General features: G+C 67.1%; 17 protein-coding genes. 11 read left to right on the top strand and 6 right to left on the bottom strand.

Going from position 1 to position 14,338, the window contains the following annotated elements:
• Positions 1–17: 17 nt before the first annotated feature.
• The 5 genes from rpsD to infA form a co-directional block, all read right to left on the bottom strand.
• Positions 18–623 carry a 30S ribosomal protein S4 gene (gene rpsD, locus AC4LGL_RS05150; RefSeq protein WP_055109864.1) on the bottom strand — a complete coding sequence of 202 codons (606 nt, stop codon included), beginning with the start codon at positions 621–623 and terminating at the stop codon, positions 18–20.
• Positions 624–637: 14 nt separating this feature from the next.
• Entirely contained in the window at positions 638–1,051 is a 414-nt protein-coding gene (rpsK, locus tag AC4LGL_RS05145; protein ID WP_004571524.1) for a 30S ribosomal protein S11, read from the bottom strand.
• A gap of 5 nt (positions 1,052–1,056) precedes the next feature.
• Positions 1,057–1,431, bottom strand: coding sequence for a 30S ribosomal protein S13 (rpsM, locus tag AC4LGL_RS05140; protein ID WP_044519236.1), 375 nt, complete (start codon positions 1,429–1,431; stop codon positions 1,057–1,059).
• 209 nt (positions 1,432–1,640) lie between these two features.
• Entirely contained in the window at positions 1,641–1,754 is a 114-nt protein-coding gene (rpmJ, locus tag AC4LGL_RS05135; RefSeq protein ID WP_003879483.1) for a 50S ribosomal protein L36, read from the bottom strand.
• A gap of 85 nt (positions 1,755–1,839) precedes the next feature.
• On the bottom strand, positions 1,840–2,061 hold the full coding sequence (infA, locus tag AC4LGL_RS05130; protein ID WP_003418601.1) for a translation initiation factor IF-1: 222 nt from the start codon (positions 2,059–2,061) through the stop codon (positions 1,840–1,842).
• A 330-nt stretch (positions 2,062–2,391) separates the two neighbouring features.
• Between infA and AC4LGL_RS05125 the strand changes: the two genes are divergently transcribed.
• The 9 genes from AC4LGL_RS05125 to AC4LGL_RS05085 all read left to right on the top strand — a co-directional run bounded on the left by AC4LGL_RS05125 (position 2,392) and on the right by AC4LGL_RS05085 (position 11,598).
• The gene (locus AC4LGL_RS05125; RefSeq protein WP_491837906.1) at positions 2,392–2,886 is read left to right on the top strand and encodes an NfeD family protein; all 495 of its coding nucleotides are present in this window, start codon (positions 2,392–2,394) and stop codon (positions 2,884–2,886) included.
• Positions 2,887–2,943: 57 nt separating this feature from the next.
• Positions 2,944–4,473 carry a flotillin family protein gene (locus AC4LGL_RS05120; RefSeq protein ID WP_491837905.1) on the top strand — a complete coding sequence of 510 codons (1,530 nt, stop codon included), beginning with the start codon at positions 2,944–2,946 and terminating at the stop codon, positions 4,471–4,473.
• 36 nt (positions 4,474–4,509) lie between these two features.
• Positions 4,510–6,201, top strand: a complete 1,692-nt coding sequence (locus tag AC4LGL_RS05115) for an NAD(P)/FAD-dependent oxidoreductase (RefSeq protein WP_491837904.1) — start codon at positions 4,510–4,512, stop codon at positions 6,199–6,201.
• A gap of 38 nt (positions 6,202–6,239) precedes the next feature.
• Positions 6,240–7,718: an ATP-binding protein gene (locus AC4LGL_RS05110; protein WP_491837903.1), complete on the top strand. Its 1,479-nt coding sequence runs from the start codon at positions 6,240–6,242 to the stop codon at positions 7,716–7,718.
• Positions 7,719–7,761: 43 nt separating this feature from the next.
• A complete protein-coding gene (locus AC4LGL_RS05105) occupies positions 7,762–8,622 on the top strand; it encodes an LLM class F420-dependent oxidoreductase (RefSeq protein ID WP_491837902.1) in 861 nt (286 codons plus the stop codon).
• Between the two features lie 24 nt (positions 8,623–8,646).
• On the top strand, positions 8,647–9,498 hold the full coding sequence (locus tag AC4LGL_RS05100; RefSeq protein ID WP_491837901.1) for an LLM class F420-dependent oxidoreductase: 852 nt from the start codon (positions 8,647–8,649) through the stop codon (positions 9,496–9,498).
• A 59-nt stretch (positions 9,499–9,557) separates the two neighbouring features.
• Positions 9,558–10,553 (top strand): dTDP-glucose 4,6-dehydratase, encoded by a 996-nt coding sequence (gene rfbB / locus AC4LGL_RS05095; protein WP_491837900.1) that lies wholly within the window; start codon positions 9,558–9,560, stop codon positions 10,551–10,553.
• A complete protein-coding gene (locus AC4LGL_RS05090; RefSeq protein ID WP_491837899.1) occupies positions 10,550–11,152 on the top strand; it encodes a dTDP-4-dehydrorhamnose 3,5-epimerase family protein in 603 nt (200 codons plus the stop codon). The genes rfbB and AC4LGL_RS05090 overlap by 4 nt, the downstream gene beginning before the upstream one ends.
• 98 nt (positions 11,153–11,250) lie before the next feature.
• Positions 11,251–11,598: a hypothetical protein gene (locus AC4LGL_RS05085; protein WP_491837898.1), complete on the top strand. Its 348-nt coding sequence runs from the start codon at positions 11,251–11,253 to the stop codon at positions 11,596–11,598.
• Here AC4LGL_RS05085 and AC4LGL_RS05080 read toward each other — a convergent pair.
• Positions 11,592–12,710, bottom strand: coding sequence for a DmpA family aminopeptidase (locus AC4LGL_RS05080; RefSeq protein WP_491837897.1), 1,119 nt, complete (start codon positions 12,708–12,710; stop codon positions 11,592–11,594). The genes AC4LGL_RS05085 and AC4LGL_RS05080 overlap by 7 nt on opposite strands.
• A gap of 107 nt (positions 12,711–12,817) precedes the next feature.
• On the opposite strand from AC4LGL_RS05080, the gene AC4LGL_RS05075 reads away from it, so the two are divergent.
• The gene (locus tag AC4LGL_RS05075) at positions 12,818–13,429 is read left to right on the top strand and encodes a TetR/AcrR family transcriptional regulator (RefSeq protein WP_491837896.1); all 612 of its coding nucleotides are present in this window, start codon (positions 12,818–12,820) and stop codon (positions 13,427–13,429) included.
• The gene (locus tag AC4LGL_RS05070; protein WP_491837895.1) at positions 13,426–14,295 is read left to right on the top strand and encodes an EamA family transporter; all 870 of its coding nucleotides are present in this window, start codon (positions 13,426–13,428) and stop codon (positions 14,293–14,295) included. Before AC4LGL_RS05075 ends, AC4LGL_RS05070 begins: the two co-directional genes overlap by 4 nt.
• Positions 14,296–14,338: the final 43 nt, after the last annotated feature.

Raw genomic sequence — 14,338 nt, 5'->3', positions numbered from 1 at the left:
GGATGACCGGTAGGTCATTACTTCGAGTAGAACTCGACGATGAGCTGTTCGGCGAGCGGCACCTGGATCTGCGCGCGCTCAGGCAGCTGGTGGACGAGGATGCGCTGACGCTCCCCGACGACCTGCAGCCACGACGGGATCGGACGCTCACCCGCGGTCTGCCGAGAAAGCTCGAACGGCAGGGTGTTGAGCGACTTCTCCTTGATGTCGATGATGTCGTACTGCGACACCCGGTAGCTCGGGATGTTCACCTTGACACCGTTGACGGTGAAGTGGCCGTGGCTGACCAGCTGACGGGCCATCCGGCGGGTGCGCGCCAGGCCGGCGCGGTACACCACGTTGTCCAGGCGGCTCTCCAGGATCTGGAGCAGGTTCTCACCGGTCTTACCCGACTGGCGGTTGGCCTCTTCGTAGTACTTGCGGAACTGCTTCTCCAGCACGCCGTAGGTGAAGCGAGCCTTCTGCTTCTCCTGCAGCTGGGTGCGGTATTCGCTCTCCTTGATCCGCGCGCGGCCGTGCTGGCCGGGCGGGTAGGGGCGCTTCTCGAACGACTGGTCTCCACCGATCAGGTCGACGCCGAGACGGCGCGACTTGCGGGTGGCGGGTCCGGTATAACGAGCCATTTTCTAAATCCTCCCTAGACCCGGCGCCGCTTGGGCGGACGGCAGCCGTTGTGCGGCTGCGGAGTGACGTCGGAAATCGCGCCCACCTCGAGGCCGGCGGCCTGCAGCGAGCGGATGGCGGTCTCACGGCCCGAACCCGGACCCTTGACGAACACGTCGACCTTCTTCACGCCGTGCTCCTGCGCCTTGCGGGCAGCGTTCTCGGCGGCCAGCTGTGCGGCGAACGGGGTCGACTTACGCGAACCCTTGAAGCCGACGTGACCCGACGACGCCCAGGCGATGACGTTGCCCTGGGGATCGGTGATCGAGACGATCGTGTTGTTGAACGTGCTCTTGATGTGAGCGGCGCCGTGCGGGACGTTCTTCTTTTCCCGGCGACGGGTGGTCTTACCGCGCTTGGCGCCGGCAGCCTTCTTCGGTGGTGCCATCGGGGTTACCTAGCCTTCTTCTTGCCGGCGATGGTGCGCTTGGGGCCCTTGCGGGTACGCGCGTTGGTCTTGGTCCGCTGCCCACGCACGGGCAGACCACGGCGGTGCCGCAGGCCCTGGTAGCAGCCGATCTCGATCTTGCGGCGAATGTCGGCCTGCACCTCGCGGCGCAGGTCACCCTCAACCTTGAGGTTGCCTTCGATGTAGTCACGCAGAACGGTCACCTGATCGTCGGTCAGGTCCTTCGTGCGCATGTTCTTGTCAATGCCCGTCGCGGCGAGGATCTCGTTCGAACGGGTACGGCCGATGCCGAAAATGTAAGTCAGCGCGATCTCCATGCGCTTGTCGCGCGGAAGATCGACGCCCACGAGGCGTGCCATGTGGCGGTGTTCCTTCTTTTCTGCGGAGGTCTGGTCCCAGCCCGTTCCCTTCAGCCCCTAAGGGCTCTCCGGGGTCCGGCCTCCGTACCGGACGTGGATGAGTGCTCATCTCGTATGAGCGGCGTATCCGCTCAGTGGTGCTGGGAGTTCATCATTCAGTTGTGTTGTGATCCAACGTGGTCGATCAAGGCTCCCGAAGGGAGTCCTGACTAACCCTGCCGCTGCTTGTGGCGGGGATCGCTGCAGATCACCATGACCCGCCCATGCCGGCGGATCACCCTGCACTTATCGCAGATGGGCTTGACGCTCGGGTTCACCTTCACGGCTGTTTCGATCCTTCTGGCTTGTTGATGTCATGCGCATGCGCACGTCACCGTTCTCGTCGTTACTGGTCGGGCTTCTATCGGGTCACTTGTACCGGTACACGATGCGGCCCCGGGACAGGTCGTAGGGCGAGAGCTCCACCACTACGCGGTCCTCGGGCAGGATGCGGATGTAGTGCTGCCGCATCTTGCCGCTGATGTGGGCCAAGACCTTGTGTCCGTTCTCCAGCTCAATGCGGAACATCGCATTGGGCAGAGGCTCGACCACGCGACCCTCGACCTCGATGGCACCGTCTTTCTTGGCCATACTTTTCGGCGATCCTTGCTTTCGTTTCGTAGCTTCATCAGTCTCAATGCAGCCCGTCGTGGTGCTGCAACCGACCAACTTCAAAACGTGAGCCGGATCGAGGCGAAGTTGCAGAAATTCAGCAGTTCCAAGACGGGGCACGCAAAAAGTCGGCGCGATAGTCGCACCGTTGGTCCACAATACCCGCTCGGCGGCCTGTACCAAAATCACGGCTGAGCAGGACCGGCCACCCACATCTGTGCCGAAGATTGGTGCGCCTCGGAGCCACGAATCAAGCGAGAATGGTACGGACTGATCCGCGCACCCGGCGAATGGAGACACGAGCACGTGATGGCTGTGTACCTGGCCGCGTTCGTCGTCGGCGGCATCGCTGTACTGGCCGCCCTGCTGCTCGCCGATGTCGGGCACGGCGACGGCATGCCCTTCCTGAGCCTGACCGGCCTGTCGGTCGCCCTACTCGGCGCCGGCACCGGCGGCCTGATCGGCACCTGGCTGAGCCTGGGCGCCATCTGGTCCGCAGGCTTGGCCGCGGCCTGCGCGATCGTCCTGGTGTTCGCCCTCAACGGCCTGCTGTTGCCCTACATGCGCCGCCAGCAGTCCAACTCTCACAAGGGCCGGTCCTCCTATGTCGGCCTGCTCGGCACGGTCACCCTCGAAGTCCCGGCGGGCGGCTGGGGCGAGATCTCGTTCGTCGACGCCGACGGCAACCGGGTGTTCTCCCGCGCCAAGAGCGACGAGGCCGATGCGCTGCCCAAGGCGACCCGCGTCTACATCGCCGACATCGATCCGGATTTCGTCCACATCGTCGCGGTTCCAGAAACCTGAGCAGTTCCAGAAACCCGAGCTGTACCCGAGCACTGCCCCACCGAGAAAGGCACCACAGTGTCCCTGCTGCTCATCGTCGTCCTCGTCGCCATCGCCGCGATCCTGATCCTGGTGGTGCTGCCGCTGGTCTACGTGAAGAACTACATCAAGGTGCCGCCCAACGAGGTGGCCGTGTTCACCGGACGCGGCACGCCCAAGGTGGTCCGCGGCGGCGCCCGGTTCCGGATGCCCGGCATCGAGCGGGTGGACATCATGAGCCTGGAACCGTTCAACGTCAGCATCAACCTGCAGAACGCGCTGTCCAACAACGGTGTGCCGGTCAACGTCGAGGCCGTCGGACTGGTGCGCATCGGTTCGGCCGACGAGGCCGTGCAGACCGCGGTGCAGCGCTTCCTGACCTCCGACCTCAACGAGTTGCAGCGTCAGATCAACGAGATCCTGGCCGGCAGCCTGCGCGGCATCACCGCGACCATGACCGTCGAGGACCTCAACTCCAACCGCGACAGCCTGGCCCGCAGCGTGGTCGAGGAGGCCGGCGGTGACCTGGCCCGGATCGGCATGGAGGTCGACGTCCTCAAGATCGCCGGTATCTCCGACGCCAACGACTACCTGAAGTCGCTCGGCCAGCGCCGCATCGCCGAGGTCAAGCGGGACGCCACGGTCGGCACCGCCGAGGCCGAGCGTGACGCCCAGATCCAGTCGGCCAAGGCCCGCCAGGAAGGGTCCATCGCGCAGGCCGAGGCCGATACCGCGATCGCCACCGCCAACCAGAAGCGCGACGTCGAACTGGCCCGGCTGCGCGCACAGACCGAGGCCGAGAACGCCCAGGCCGACCAGGCCGGACCGCTCGCCAACGCCCGCGCCCAGAAGGACGTCGGCATCGCCACCGAGCAGGCCGAGGCGGCCCGGGTGCAGGCTCGCATCGAGGTGGAACAGCGTCGTGCCGAGCAGGCCCAGGCCGCGCTGCAGGCCGACGTGATCGCGCCCGCCGAGGCAAAGCGACAGGCCGACATCGCGATCGCCGAAGGCCAGCGCCAATCCACGATCCTGGCCGCTGAGGCCGCGGCCGAGACCGAGCGACGGAAGGGTCAGGCCGAGGCCGACGCCCGCAAGGCGGCCGCCGACGCCCTTCGAGTGGAGAAGCAGGCCGAGGCGGACAGCCTGCAGGCCAAGCTCGTCGCCGAGGCCGCCGGTAAGAAAGAACTGGCCGATGCCCTGCGGGTCGAACAGCAGGCCGAAGCCGCAGGTATCGAGGCCAAGCTGCTGGCCGAGGCCAACGGTAAGAAGGAGATCGCCGCGGCGCTCAACGGCTACACGGCCGAGGCCGCGCGCCTGCTGATGCTTCCCGACGTGCTGGCCTCGGTGGTCAAGGCGACCGAGGCGGCGGCCGCACCACTGGCCGAGATCGACCGGCTGTCGATCATCGGCGGGTCGAGCGACACCCAGGGCGCGGTCGGGAGCCTGCTCGGCATCAGCCCGCTCGCGGTGGCCAACATCCTGGAGTCGCTCAAGGCCTCGGGCATCGACGTGGCGTCCATGCTCCAGGGGTCCAATGCCACCAATGGGGACAGCGCACACACGAGCTGAGAAAACTGCTGGCGGCGGGGCGCATAATTGGCAGCGATGACCGGCCCCGCCTCCCAGCCCCGTAAACCCGTAATCCTGACCGTCGACGACGATCCCGCGGTGTCCCGTGCAGTTGCCCGGGACCTGCGCCGTCACTACGGCGAGCGGTACCGGATCGTGCGCGCCGAATCCGGCCCGGACGCCCTGGAGACCCTCAACGAACTGAAGCTGCGCGGCGACACCGTCGCAGTGTTCGTCGCCGACTACCGGATGCCGCAGATGAGCGGCATCGATTTCCTCGAATCCGCGATGGACCTCTACCCGATGGCCCGGCGTGTGCTGTTGACGGCCTACGCCGACACCACGGCCGCGATCGACGCCATCAACGTCGTCGATCTCGACCACTACCTGCTCAAGCCGTGGGATCCGCCCGAGGAGAAGCTGTACCCGGTGATCGACGGCCTGCTGGAGCAATGGCACACCGTCGGCGACCGGGCCATCCCGCACACCAAGGTGATCGGGCACCAGTGGAGTTCGCGCTCCTGGGAGGTGCGCCAGTTCCTGGCTCGCAACCAGCACACCTTCCGTGCGTTCACCACCGACGAGCCCATGGGCCGCCAACTCCTGGAGGCCGCGGGGCTCGACGGCCTGCAACTTCCCGTGGTGATCACCGAGGGCGGCGAGACGCTGGTCGAACCGAGTGACGGTGAGCTCGCCGACATGCTGGGTCTGTCGACCACCCCGTCGCTGACCATGTACGACCTCGCGGTAATCGGCGGTGGCCCGGCAGGCCTGGCCGCCGCGGTGTACGGCGCCTCCGAGGGCCTGCGGACGGTGCTGATCGAGGGCACCACCACCGGTGGGCAGGCCGGCCGCAGCTCGCGGATCGAGAACTACCTGGGCTTCCCGACCGGCGTGTCAGGAGCCGAACTGGCCACCTCGGCCCGCAGACAGGCCGAGCGCTTCGGCGCCGAGGTGATCACCACCCGCGAAGCCGTCGCCCTCGACATCGCGGGCGCGGCCCGCACCGTCACCTTCGCCGACGGCGAGACCATCGGCGCCCGCGCGGTCATCCTGGCCACCGGCGTCGAGTACCGCCAGCTCCCGGTGCCGGGCTGTTGGACCGATCCCGACAACCCGAACACCTACGTCGGCCGAGGCGTCTACTACGGGGCCTCGGTGTCCGACGCCTCGGAGTGCAAGGGAGAGGACGTCTACATCGTCGGCGGCGCCAACTCCGCCGGGCAGGCCGCGATGTTCATGTCGCGCGAGGCCAAGTCGGTCACGCTGCTGGTGCGCGGGCCGTCGCTGGAAGCGTCGATGTCGTTCTATCTGATCCAGCAGATCGAGCAGACGCCGAACATCCACGTCCGCACCTGCACCGAGGTGGTCGGCGCGATCGGCGAGGACGACCATCTCGTGGGACTCGAGTTGGTGGACAGGCAGACCGGCGAGCATCAGGAGGTGCCTGCGACGCGCCTGTGCTGCTTCATCGGCGCGACCCCGCGCACCGAGTGGCTCGACGGCGTGGTGGCCCGCGACGACCACGGGTTCATCCTGGCCGGTCCCGACCTGCGTGACGTGTGCGGCTGGGGTCTGGAACGTCCGCCGCACCACCTGGAAACAAGTGTGCCCGGTGTGTTTGTTGCAGGAGACGTGCGTGCCGAGTCCGCCAAGCGGGTGGCTGCCGCCGTCGGCGAAGGGTCGATGGCGGTCATGCTGGTGCACCGCTACCTGGCAGAAGCGTGATGGCCGGCACCGTCGGCGAGGCTGAGAGGAACTGAATGATGGGCGAGACCTGCCTGCCCTCCGAACTGCGGACTCTGTTCCTGTTCGAGGCGTTGACCGACGAGCAACTGCAGACGCTGTGCGACAACGGGCACATCGCGGTGTTCGAGCCCGGCCCCATCATCACCGAGGGCGATCCCGCGACGTGTTTCTATGTGCTGATCGACGGTGAGTTGGTGATGTCCAAGCGCTCGGCCGGCGCGGACATCGAGACCAGCCGGACCTCCCAGCGCGGGGTGTACTGCGGCGCGTGGTCCGCCTACATCCCCGGTGAGGAACAGATCTATCAGGCGTCGGTACGGGTGACCCGGCCGTCGCGGTTCTTCGTGCTCGACGCCGGTGCATTCGCGAAGTTCATGCGCGACGAGTTCCCGATGGCGGTGCACCTGCTCGAAGGTCACATGGTCGGCGGGCGCCGCCAACGGCAGATCATCGGCCAACGCGAGAAGCTGCTGGCGTTGGGCACCATCACCGCGGGCCTGACCCATCAGCTGAACAACCCGGCGGCGGCCACCGCCCGCGCGGTCGCGGACCTGCGCGAGGGCGTCGGCAAGATGCGCCACAAGCTGGCCATGCTGGCCGACGGCAAGTTCACCCCCGAGGCGCTGGGGGTACTGGTGACGATCCAGGACGAGGTCGCCGAGCAGGTGGCCAAGAGCAAGGGGCTGGAGCTCACCGCGCTGGAAACCTCGGACCGCGAGGACGCGATCGGCGACTGGCTCGAAGACCACGGCATCGCCAGCGCGTGGGACTACGCCCCGACATTCGTCGAAGCGGGTCTGGACATCGACTGGTTGGAACGCGTCGAGGGGACGATCAGCGGCGTCGACTGCTCGGCGACGCTGCCGGGAGCGCTCGGCTGGCTGAAGTACACCATCGACACCGAGCTGCGGATGAACGAGGTCGCCGAGGCTAGCAAGCGGATCTCGGCGTTGCTGGCCGGCGCCAAGCAGTACTCACAGATGGACCGCGGCTCCTACCAGAGTGCCGACGTCCACGAAGGTCTGCGCAGCACGATGATGATGTTCGGCGACAAGGTCGGCAAGGACAAGCCGGTCAGCCTGTGCAAGGAACTGGACAAATCGCTGCCCGAATTGCATTGCTACCCAGGCGATCTCAACCAGGTGTGGACCAACATCATCGAGAACGCCATCCAGGCGATGGGCGGCCACGGCACTCTGACGCTGCGCACCAGCCGCGAGACCGACGACGTGATCCGGGTGGAGATCTGCGACGACGGGCCCGGCATCTCCGAGGAAGACATCGAGCGCATCTTCACGCCGTTCTTCACCACCAAACCGTTCGGCGAGGGCACCGGGCTCGGCCTGGACCTGGCCTGGCGGATCGTCGTGGAGAAGCACGGCGGCGACCTGCGGGTGCAGTCGCGGCCGGGTGATACTCGGTTCATCGTGCTACTGCCGTTGATCGCGCCCGCGCCGGAGTCCCTGCTGGTGGCGGAACCGTCTGAATCGTCCTGAGTTTTTCGGAATAGGCATCGAGTGAGGGCGGGTTGAGGCAACCATGACAGACATCCCCGGCGTCAAGCCCGATCTCGGCACGTTCGGCGCGTTCGGCCACTACCTCCAGTTCCAGCAGCTGTCGCCCGAGCAGTTGCGCGACATCGAGGCGCTGGGCTACGGCGCGATCTGGGCCGGCGGATCGCCGCCGGCCGAGCTGGAGTGGATCGACTCGATCCTGGGCGCCACCAATACCTTGCAGCTGGCTACCGGCATCGTGAACATCTGGAGCGCAGCACCGGGTCCAGTTGCCGAATCTTTCCACCGCATCGAGGCGGCCTATCCGGGCCGGTTCCTGCTGGGCATCGGCGTCGGGCATCGTGAAGCGATCGGCGAATACCGCAAACCGCTCGACGCGCTCACCGATTATCTGGACAAGCTCGATGAGTACGGCGTGCCGCGGCACCGCCGGGTGGTCGCCGCGCTCGGACCCAAGGTGCTGCAACTGTCGGCGGCCCGTTCCGCCGGGGCGCACCCGTACCTGACCACGCCGGAACACACCGCGACGGCCCGCGAGTTGATCGGGCCCGCAGCGTTTCTGGCCCCCGAGCACAAGGTCGTGCTCACCACTGATCAGGACAAGGCGCGCGCCGTCGGCCGCAAGGCGCTCGACGTCTACCTGGGTCTGACCAATTACCTCAACAACTTCAAACGGCTTGGGTTCACCGACGAGGATCTGGCCAAGCCGGGCAGTGACCGGTTCATCGACGCGGTCGTCGCGCATGGCACGGTGGAGGACGTGGCCGCCCGGCTGCGACAGCACCGCGACGCGGGCGCCGACCACGTGCCTGTGCAAGTGTTGACCTCACCGGACAAACTGGTACCCGCACTGGCCGAACTCGCCGGGCCGCTCGGCCTGGCCTAGAGGACCAGAGAAAAGGACGCTCAGATGACCGAATTGCTCTCGCTCAAGCCGGATCTGGGCCGCTACGGCGTGTGGACGTTCGGAGCGGTGCCGCCCGAGCAGGCCGTCGAGATCGAGAAGCTCGGGTACGGCGCGCTGTGGGTCGGCGGCTCGCCTGCCGCCGACCTGTCGTTCGCCGAACCCATCCTGGAACGCACGCAGACGCTGCAGTTGGCCACCGGAATCGTGAACATCTGGACGGCCGACGCCGCGGCGGTCGCCGAGTCGTTCCACCGCATCGAGGCTGCGTATCCGGGCCGGTTCCTGCTCGGGGTCGGGGTGGGGCATCCCGAGCACACCGACGAATACCGCAAGCCCTACGACGCGTTGGTGGAGTACCTCGATGCGCTGGATGCGGCCAAGGTGCCGACCAGTCGGCTGGTGATCGCCGCGCTGGGTGACAAGGTGCTGAAGCTCTCGGCACGACGCAGCGCCGGCGCACACCCGTACCTCACGACGCCCGAGCACACCGCGCACGCCCGTGACGTGCTGGGCGAGACGGTGTTCCTGGCTCCTGAGCACAAGGTGGTGCTGAGCACCGACAGCGCGGCGGCCCGCGCGATCGGACGCGAGACCGTCGACTTCTATCTGAACCTGAGCAACTACCTGAACAACTGGCGCCGGTTGGGTTTCACCGAAGACGACATCGCCAAGCCGGGTAGCGACAAGTTGATCGACGCGGTCGTCGCGCACGGAACCGCCGGTGACATCACCGCGCGGCTGCAACAACACGTCGCCAACGGTGCCGATCACGTGGCGATCCAGGTTCTCGGCGGTCCGGACAAACTGATCCCGACCTTGACCGAATTGGCCGGGCCACTCGGCCTGAAGGGGTAGCGCACGGTCAGGCGCGACGATCGTGCGGATATGACGGCACCGCCCGATAGGGTTGGCGCATGCGGCTACTGGTCACCGGCGGCGCCGGGTTCATCGGCGCGAACTTCGTGCGCCTCGCTGTCGGCGAGGCGCTGACCACGTCGGTGACGGTGCTCGATGCCATGACCTATGCGGGCAGCCGGGAGGCCCTGGCGCCGGTCGCCGATCAGGTTCGGTTGGTGCAGGGTGATATCGCCGACGCGGCCCTGGTGAACCAGTTGGTGGCCGAGGCCGACGCCGTCGTGCACTTCGCCGCGGAAACGCACGTCGACAATGCCCTGGCGAATCCGCAACCGTTCCTGCACAGCAACGTCGTCGGCACGTTCACGGTGTTGGAGGCGGTCCGGGCCCACGGCGTCCGGTTACACCACATCTCCACCGACGAGGTGTACGGCGATCTCGAGCTCGACGATCCGGCGCGCTTCACCGAAGCCACGCCGTACAACCCGTCGAGCCCGTACTCGTCGACCAAGGCCGCCGCCGATCTGCTGGTGCGGGCCTGGGTGCGGTCGTATCGCGTGCGGGCGACGATCTCGAACTGCTCCAACAACTACGGGCCCTATCAGCATGTGGAGAAGTTCATCCCACGCCAGATCACCAACGTCCTCACCGGCAGGCGCCCGAAGCTCTACGGCACCGGCGCCAACGTGCGCGACTGGATCCACGTCGACGACCACAACCGCGCGGTCTGGCAGATCCTGACCGACGGCCGCGTCGGGCAGACGTACCTGATCGGGGCGGAGTGCGAGCGCAACAACCTCACGGTGATGCGCACGCTGCTGCGCTTGATGGGCCGTGATCCCGACGACTTCGACCATGTGACCGATCGGGAGGGCCACGACCTGCGCTACGCCATCGACCCGTCGACGCTGCACGACGAGCTGGGCTGGGCGCCCAAGCACACCGATTTCGAAGAGGGACTCGCAGACACCATCGACTGGTATCGCAACAACGAATCCTGGTGGCGCCCTTTAAAAAATGCTGTAGAAAAGGCCTACTCGGAGCGCGGCCAGTGACCGCGCGCGAGCTGACCATCCCCGGCGCCTGGGAAATCACCCCGAAACTGCACGGCGATGCACGCGGGCTGTTCTTCGAGTGGTTCACCGAGGCCGGGTTCGCCGAGATGACCGGGCACCGTTTCGATCTGCGGCAGGCCAACTGCTCGGTGTCGGCGGCCGGGGTGTTGCGCGGGGTGCATTTTTCCGAGCTGCCGCCCAGTCAGGCCAAGTACGTGACGTGTGTGCGGGGCGCGGTGCTCGACGTGGTGGTCGACGTGCGGGCGGGGTCCCCGACGTTCGGGCGCTGGGATTCGGTGCTGCTCGACGAGCACAACCGGCGTTCGGTCTACCTGTCGGAGGGCCTCGGCCACGCGTTCCTGTCGATGGAGGATTCCTCGACGGTGATGTACCTGTGTTCGGCGCCGTACAGCCCGGAACGGGAGCACACCATTCTGGCCACCGACCTGGGGATCGACTGGCCGGTCGACGAGCCGGTGCTGTCGGAACGCGACGCCGCGGCTCCGACGCTTGAGCAGGTGCATGCAGCCGGTCTGCTGCCGACGTGGGACGAGGCCCGCGCCTTCGTGGATGAGCTACGCGTCCGCGTCCAGGGCTGAATTGAGGTAGTCCGCTACTGCATACTCCTCGGCCGGTCGGGGCGACGATGGCGCTGTCAACGCATCAGCGATGACGTGCGCGACGAAACGAGACCACCATGAACCGAGCTTCGCAGTTCGCGACGACGATGCTCGTGTCTGGCGGCCTGGCCCTGACCGGACTGGTGAGCGCGGCCACCGCCCAGGCCGGCGGCCCGTACCAGTGGTGCCCCGGCGACGAGCCGGGCGGTTACGGCGGTGGGTTCAACACGCCTGCGGACGCCAGGCCGAACTGGGATTGGAACGTCTGCCACAGCTACCACTACGTCAACGCCGGTCAGGGCAACGTCTCGTCTACGGTGTGGGAAGGCGACAACCCGCCGCCGCCATACCCGTGGCAGCCTCCGAACATGTGCTGGTCGCTGTTCCTCCCCCGGCCGTGCGGACCCGCAGACCTGGGTCAGTGACCTTCCAGCACCAGCGCGGAGTGCAGCAGGTTGTGGTCGAGGGCATGGGCTGTCAAACCGCCCCGGCCGGTCATGGTCTCGGCGGCCACCAACGCGTTGACGATGGCCTCCTCCGTGGCTTCGATCGCCAGGTCGAACAACCGGGTCATCAGCTGCGGCGCCACCATGCGCACCCCGATTTCGGGCCGGTTGGCGTCAGGGTTCTCGTCCCATCCGTAGGGCGGGATTCCCCGGTTGCCGGTCGAGAACGCCAGCATCATGTCGCCGCTGTACTGCTCACCTGTTCCGCCCACCCGGCCGATCGCCAAGGCGGAGCGTTGGGCGAGCCTGGTGCATTGATGCGGCAGCATCGGCGCATCGGTGGCGACGACGACGATGATCGAGCCGGATCCGGCCGGATACGGTATCGGCAGATCCGGCGTCGGCACCAGTTCGGGCCCCACCATCTCTCCGACCGGCACACCGTTTACCCGAAGCCGTTCCCGCCGACCGTGATTCGCCTGCACCAGTACGCCGACGGTGTACTGCCCGCCCACGGTGTCGGTGACCCGCGATGCGGTGCCGATACCGCCTTTGAAGCCGTGGCAGATCATCCCGGTCCCGCCACCGACATTGCCTTCACCGACCGGCCCGTCCGAGGCATCGGCGAGTGCGGCGAACACGTGCTCGGCCTGGACGTGGTGGCCGTTGCAGTCGTTCAGCAGCCCGTCGTAGGTCTCCCCGACCACCGGCAGGGACCAGTACAGCCCATCGCCGCGGGCTTGCACCTGCGCCGTGACCAGTGCGTCGCGGACGACACCGACGCTGTGGGTGTTGGTCAGCGCGATGGGCGTGGTGAGCTCGCCGGATTCGCGGATCCATTCCAGGCCGGTGAGCTCGCCGTTGCCGTTGAGTCGGTGGGCTCCGGCGAAGACCGGCTCGGTGAAGATCTCCGGGTGCGGGACCACGACGGTGACGCCCGTGTTCACCGGGTTGGGACCCGACCGCTGGACGGTGTGATGCCCGACGGACACTCCGGCCACGTCGGTGATGGCGTTGTTCGGACCCGTCGGGTGTTCACCGATCACGACGCCGATGTCGCGGGCGCGCGGACGCGAGGAGCAGTCAGACATGCGTTCCCCGGAAGCTAGTGACGAAATTGTTTTCAAGATTGGCAAATAATGGCCGTGGGCGCCGCTCGATGCAACCTGATCGGCGAAAACCGGTAAGGATGTGACCTGTGGGACGGCCGAATCGACAAGCGCAACGACGCGAGGAGATCCTCGACGCCGCGATCGCACTGATCGAGCGCAACGATCTGAACACCGTGCGGATCGCCGATGTGGCAGCTGAGCTCAACCTGACCCCCAATGCCGTGCGCTACTACTTCCGCGAGATGGACCAATTGTTGTCGGCGCTCGCGCAGCGCTCCGACCGCAAGTTCTACGACGACCGGCTCGCGGTGGTGGAACGCACCGAGGATGTGCGAGATCAGATCGCGTTCATGATCGCCGCCGGTCTGCCCTCCGGACCGGAGGACGCCGAGTGGCGGGCAATCTGGCGGGCGGTTCTGGCCGCCGGGTTCGTGCTCGACCAACGGCGCGACATCCAGCACATCTACCACCGACAGGTGGACCTGTACGCCCAGATACTCGAAACAGGCTCCGCCGCAGGCATTTTCACACTTGCCTCGCCCACCCGCGACATCGCGATGACCCTCATGTCGATGGAGGACTATCTCGGGTACCGGATCGTGGCGCGGGATCCTGACCTCGACCGCGCGACCGCGCTGCGGCTGATGCGCGGCTATGCCGAACTGGCGACTGGAGCTCGGCTTCCGGTGACGGCGTGACCACGCGTGCCCCGCTCGGGGCTGCGCTGCTGGTGGTGATCGCCGCGGTCAGCCAGGAGGTGGGGGCGGCGTTCGCGGTCGGACTCTTCGCCGCGGTCGGCACCGTAGGAGCGTTGTTCGCCCGCTTCGCGGTGGCCGGTGTGATCCTGTGCGCGGCGGTACGCCCGACCGTGCGGGGTCTGGCGCGACAGGCCTGGGGTGCGGCGCTCGCGCTGGCCGCGACGCTCGGCGCGATGAACTTCTGCTTCTATCTGGCCATCGCACGGATCCCACTGGGTGTCGCGGTGACCATCGAAGCCCTTGGCCCACTGATCCTTTCGGTGGTGACCGGCAAGAGCCGGGCCGCCTGGCTGTGGGCGTTGCTGGCATTCGCCGGCGTCGCAGCACTGGGCCTGCCGCACGGCGGCGGCGGCGGACACCCGGCTACGGGATTCGGGTTCGCGGCCGCCGCGGGGGTGGCCTGGGCCGGCTACATCCTGGCGTCGGCACGTACCGCCGCGGAGTTCCGTCGCGTCGACGGCCTGGCCCTTGCCACCGCCATCGGCGCACTCGTCGTCGCCCCGTTCGCAGTCGCCTCGGTCCACCTGGACGCACTGGACTGGCGCGTGCTCGGGGTGGGCGCCGCGGTCGGCGTGCTGTCATCGGTGATCCCGTACTCGCTCGAGTTGATCTCTCTGCGCCGCCTTCCACCTGCGACGTTCGCGGTGCTGACCTGTCTGTCGCCGGTCACCGCGGCGCTCGCCGGGCTGGTGGTGCTCGGTCAGCAGATCGGGGTGCTCGGCTACCTGGGCGTCGCCCTGGTGACGGTCGCCAGCATCGGCGCGGTGCGGTCGGCACACGCGGGCCCGGTCGAACCGCTCGGTTGAGAGCGGCTCGATTTTCGAGCGCGAGCAGACGTGAAAGCACCCT

The organism is Mycolicibacterium arcueilense (assembly GCF_058536225.1).
The sequence above is the reverse complement of the archived record's forward strand: the minus strand, read 5'-3'. Positions and strand labels throughout refer to the sequence as shown.

Excerpts from the sequence above, each read along its gene's own strand:
- rpsD (WP_055109864.1), bottom strand. The coding sequence starts at position 623 with ATGGCTCGTTATACCGGACCCGCCACCCGCAAGTCGCGCCGTCTCGGC.
- rpsK (WP_004571524.1), bottom strand. The coding sequence starts at position 1,051 with ATGGCACCACCGAAGAAGGCTGCCGGCGCCAAGCGCGGTAAGACCACC.
- rpsM (WP_044519236.1), bottom strand. The coding sequence starts at position 1,431 with ATGGCACGCCTCGTGGGCGTCGATCTTCCGCGCGACAAGCGCATGGAG.
- infA (WP_003418601.1), bottom strand. The coding sequence starts at position 2,061 with ATGGCCAAGAAAGACGGTGCCATCGAGGTCGAGGGTCGCGTGGTCGAG.
- AC4LGL_RS05125 (WP_491837906.1), top strand. The coding sequence starts at position 2,392 with ATGGCTGTGTACCTGGCCGCGTTCGTCGTCGGCGGCATCGCTGTACTG.
- AC4LGL_RS05115 (WP_491837904.1), top strand. The coding sequence starts at position 4,510 with ATGACCGGCCCCGCCTCCCAGCCCCGTAAACCCGTAATCCTGACCGTC.
- AC4LGL_RS05110 (WP_491837903.1), top strand. The coding sequence starts at position 6,240 with ATGGGCGAGACCTGCCTGCCCTCCGAACTGCGGACTCTGTTCCTGTTC.
- AC4LGL_RS05105 (WP_491837902.1), top strand. The coding sequence starts at position 7,762 with ATGACAGACATCCCCGGCGTCAAGCCCGATCTCGGCACGTTCGGCGCG.
- AC4LGL_RS05100 (WP_491837901.1), top strand. The coding sequence starts at position 8,647 with ATGACCGAATTGCTCTCGCTCAAGCCGGATCTGGGCCGCTACGGCGTG.
- rfbB (WP_491837900.1), top strand. The coding sequence starts at position 9,558 with ATGCGGCTACTGGTCACCGGCGGCGCCGGGTTCATCGGCGCGAACTTC.
- AC4LGL_RS05085 (WP_491837898.1), top strand. The coding sequence starts at position 11,251 with ATGAACCGAGCTTCGCAGTTCGCGACGACGATGCTCGTGTCTGGCGGC.
- AC4LGL_RS05080 (WP_491837897.1), bottom strand. The coding sequence starts at position 12,710 with ATGTCTGACTGCTCCTCGCGTCCGCGCGCCCGCGACATCGGCGTCGTG.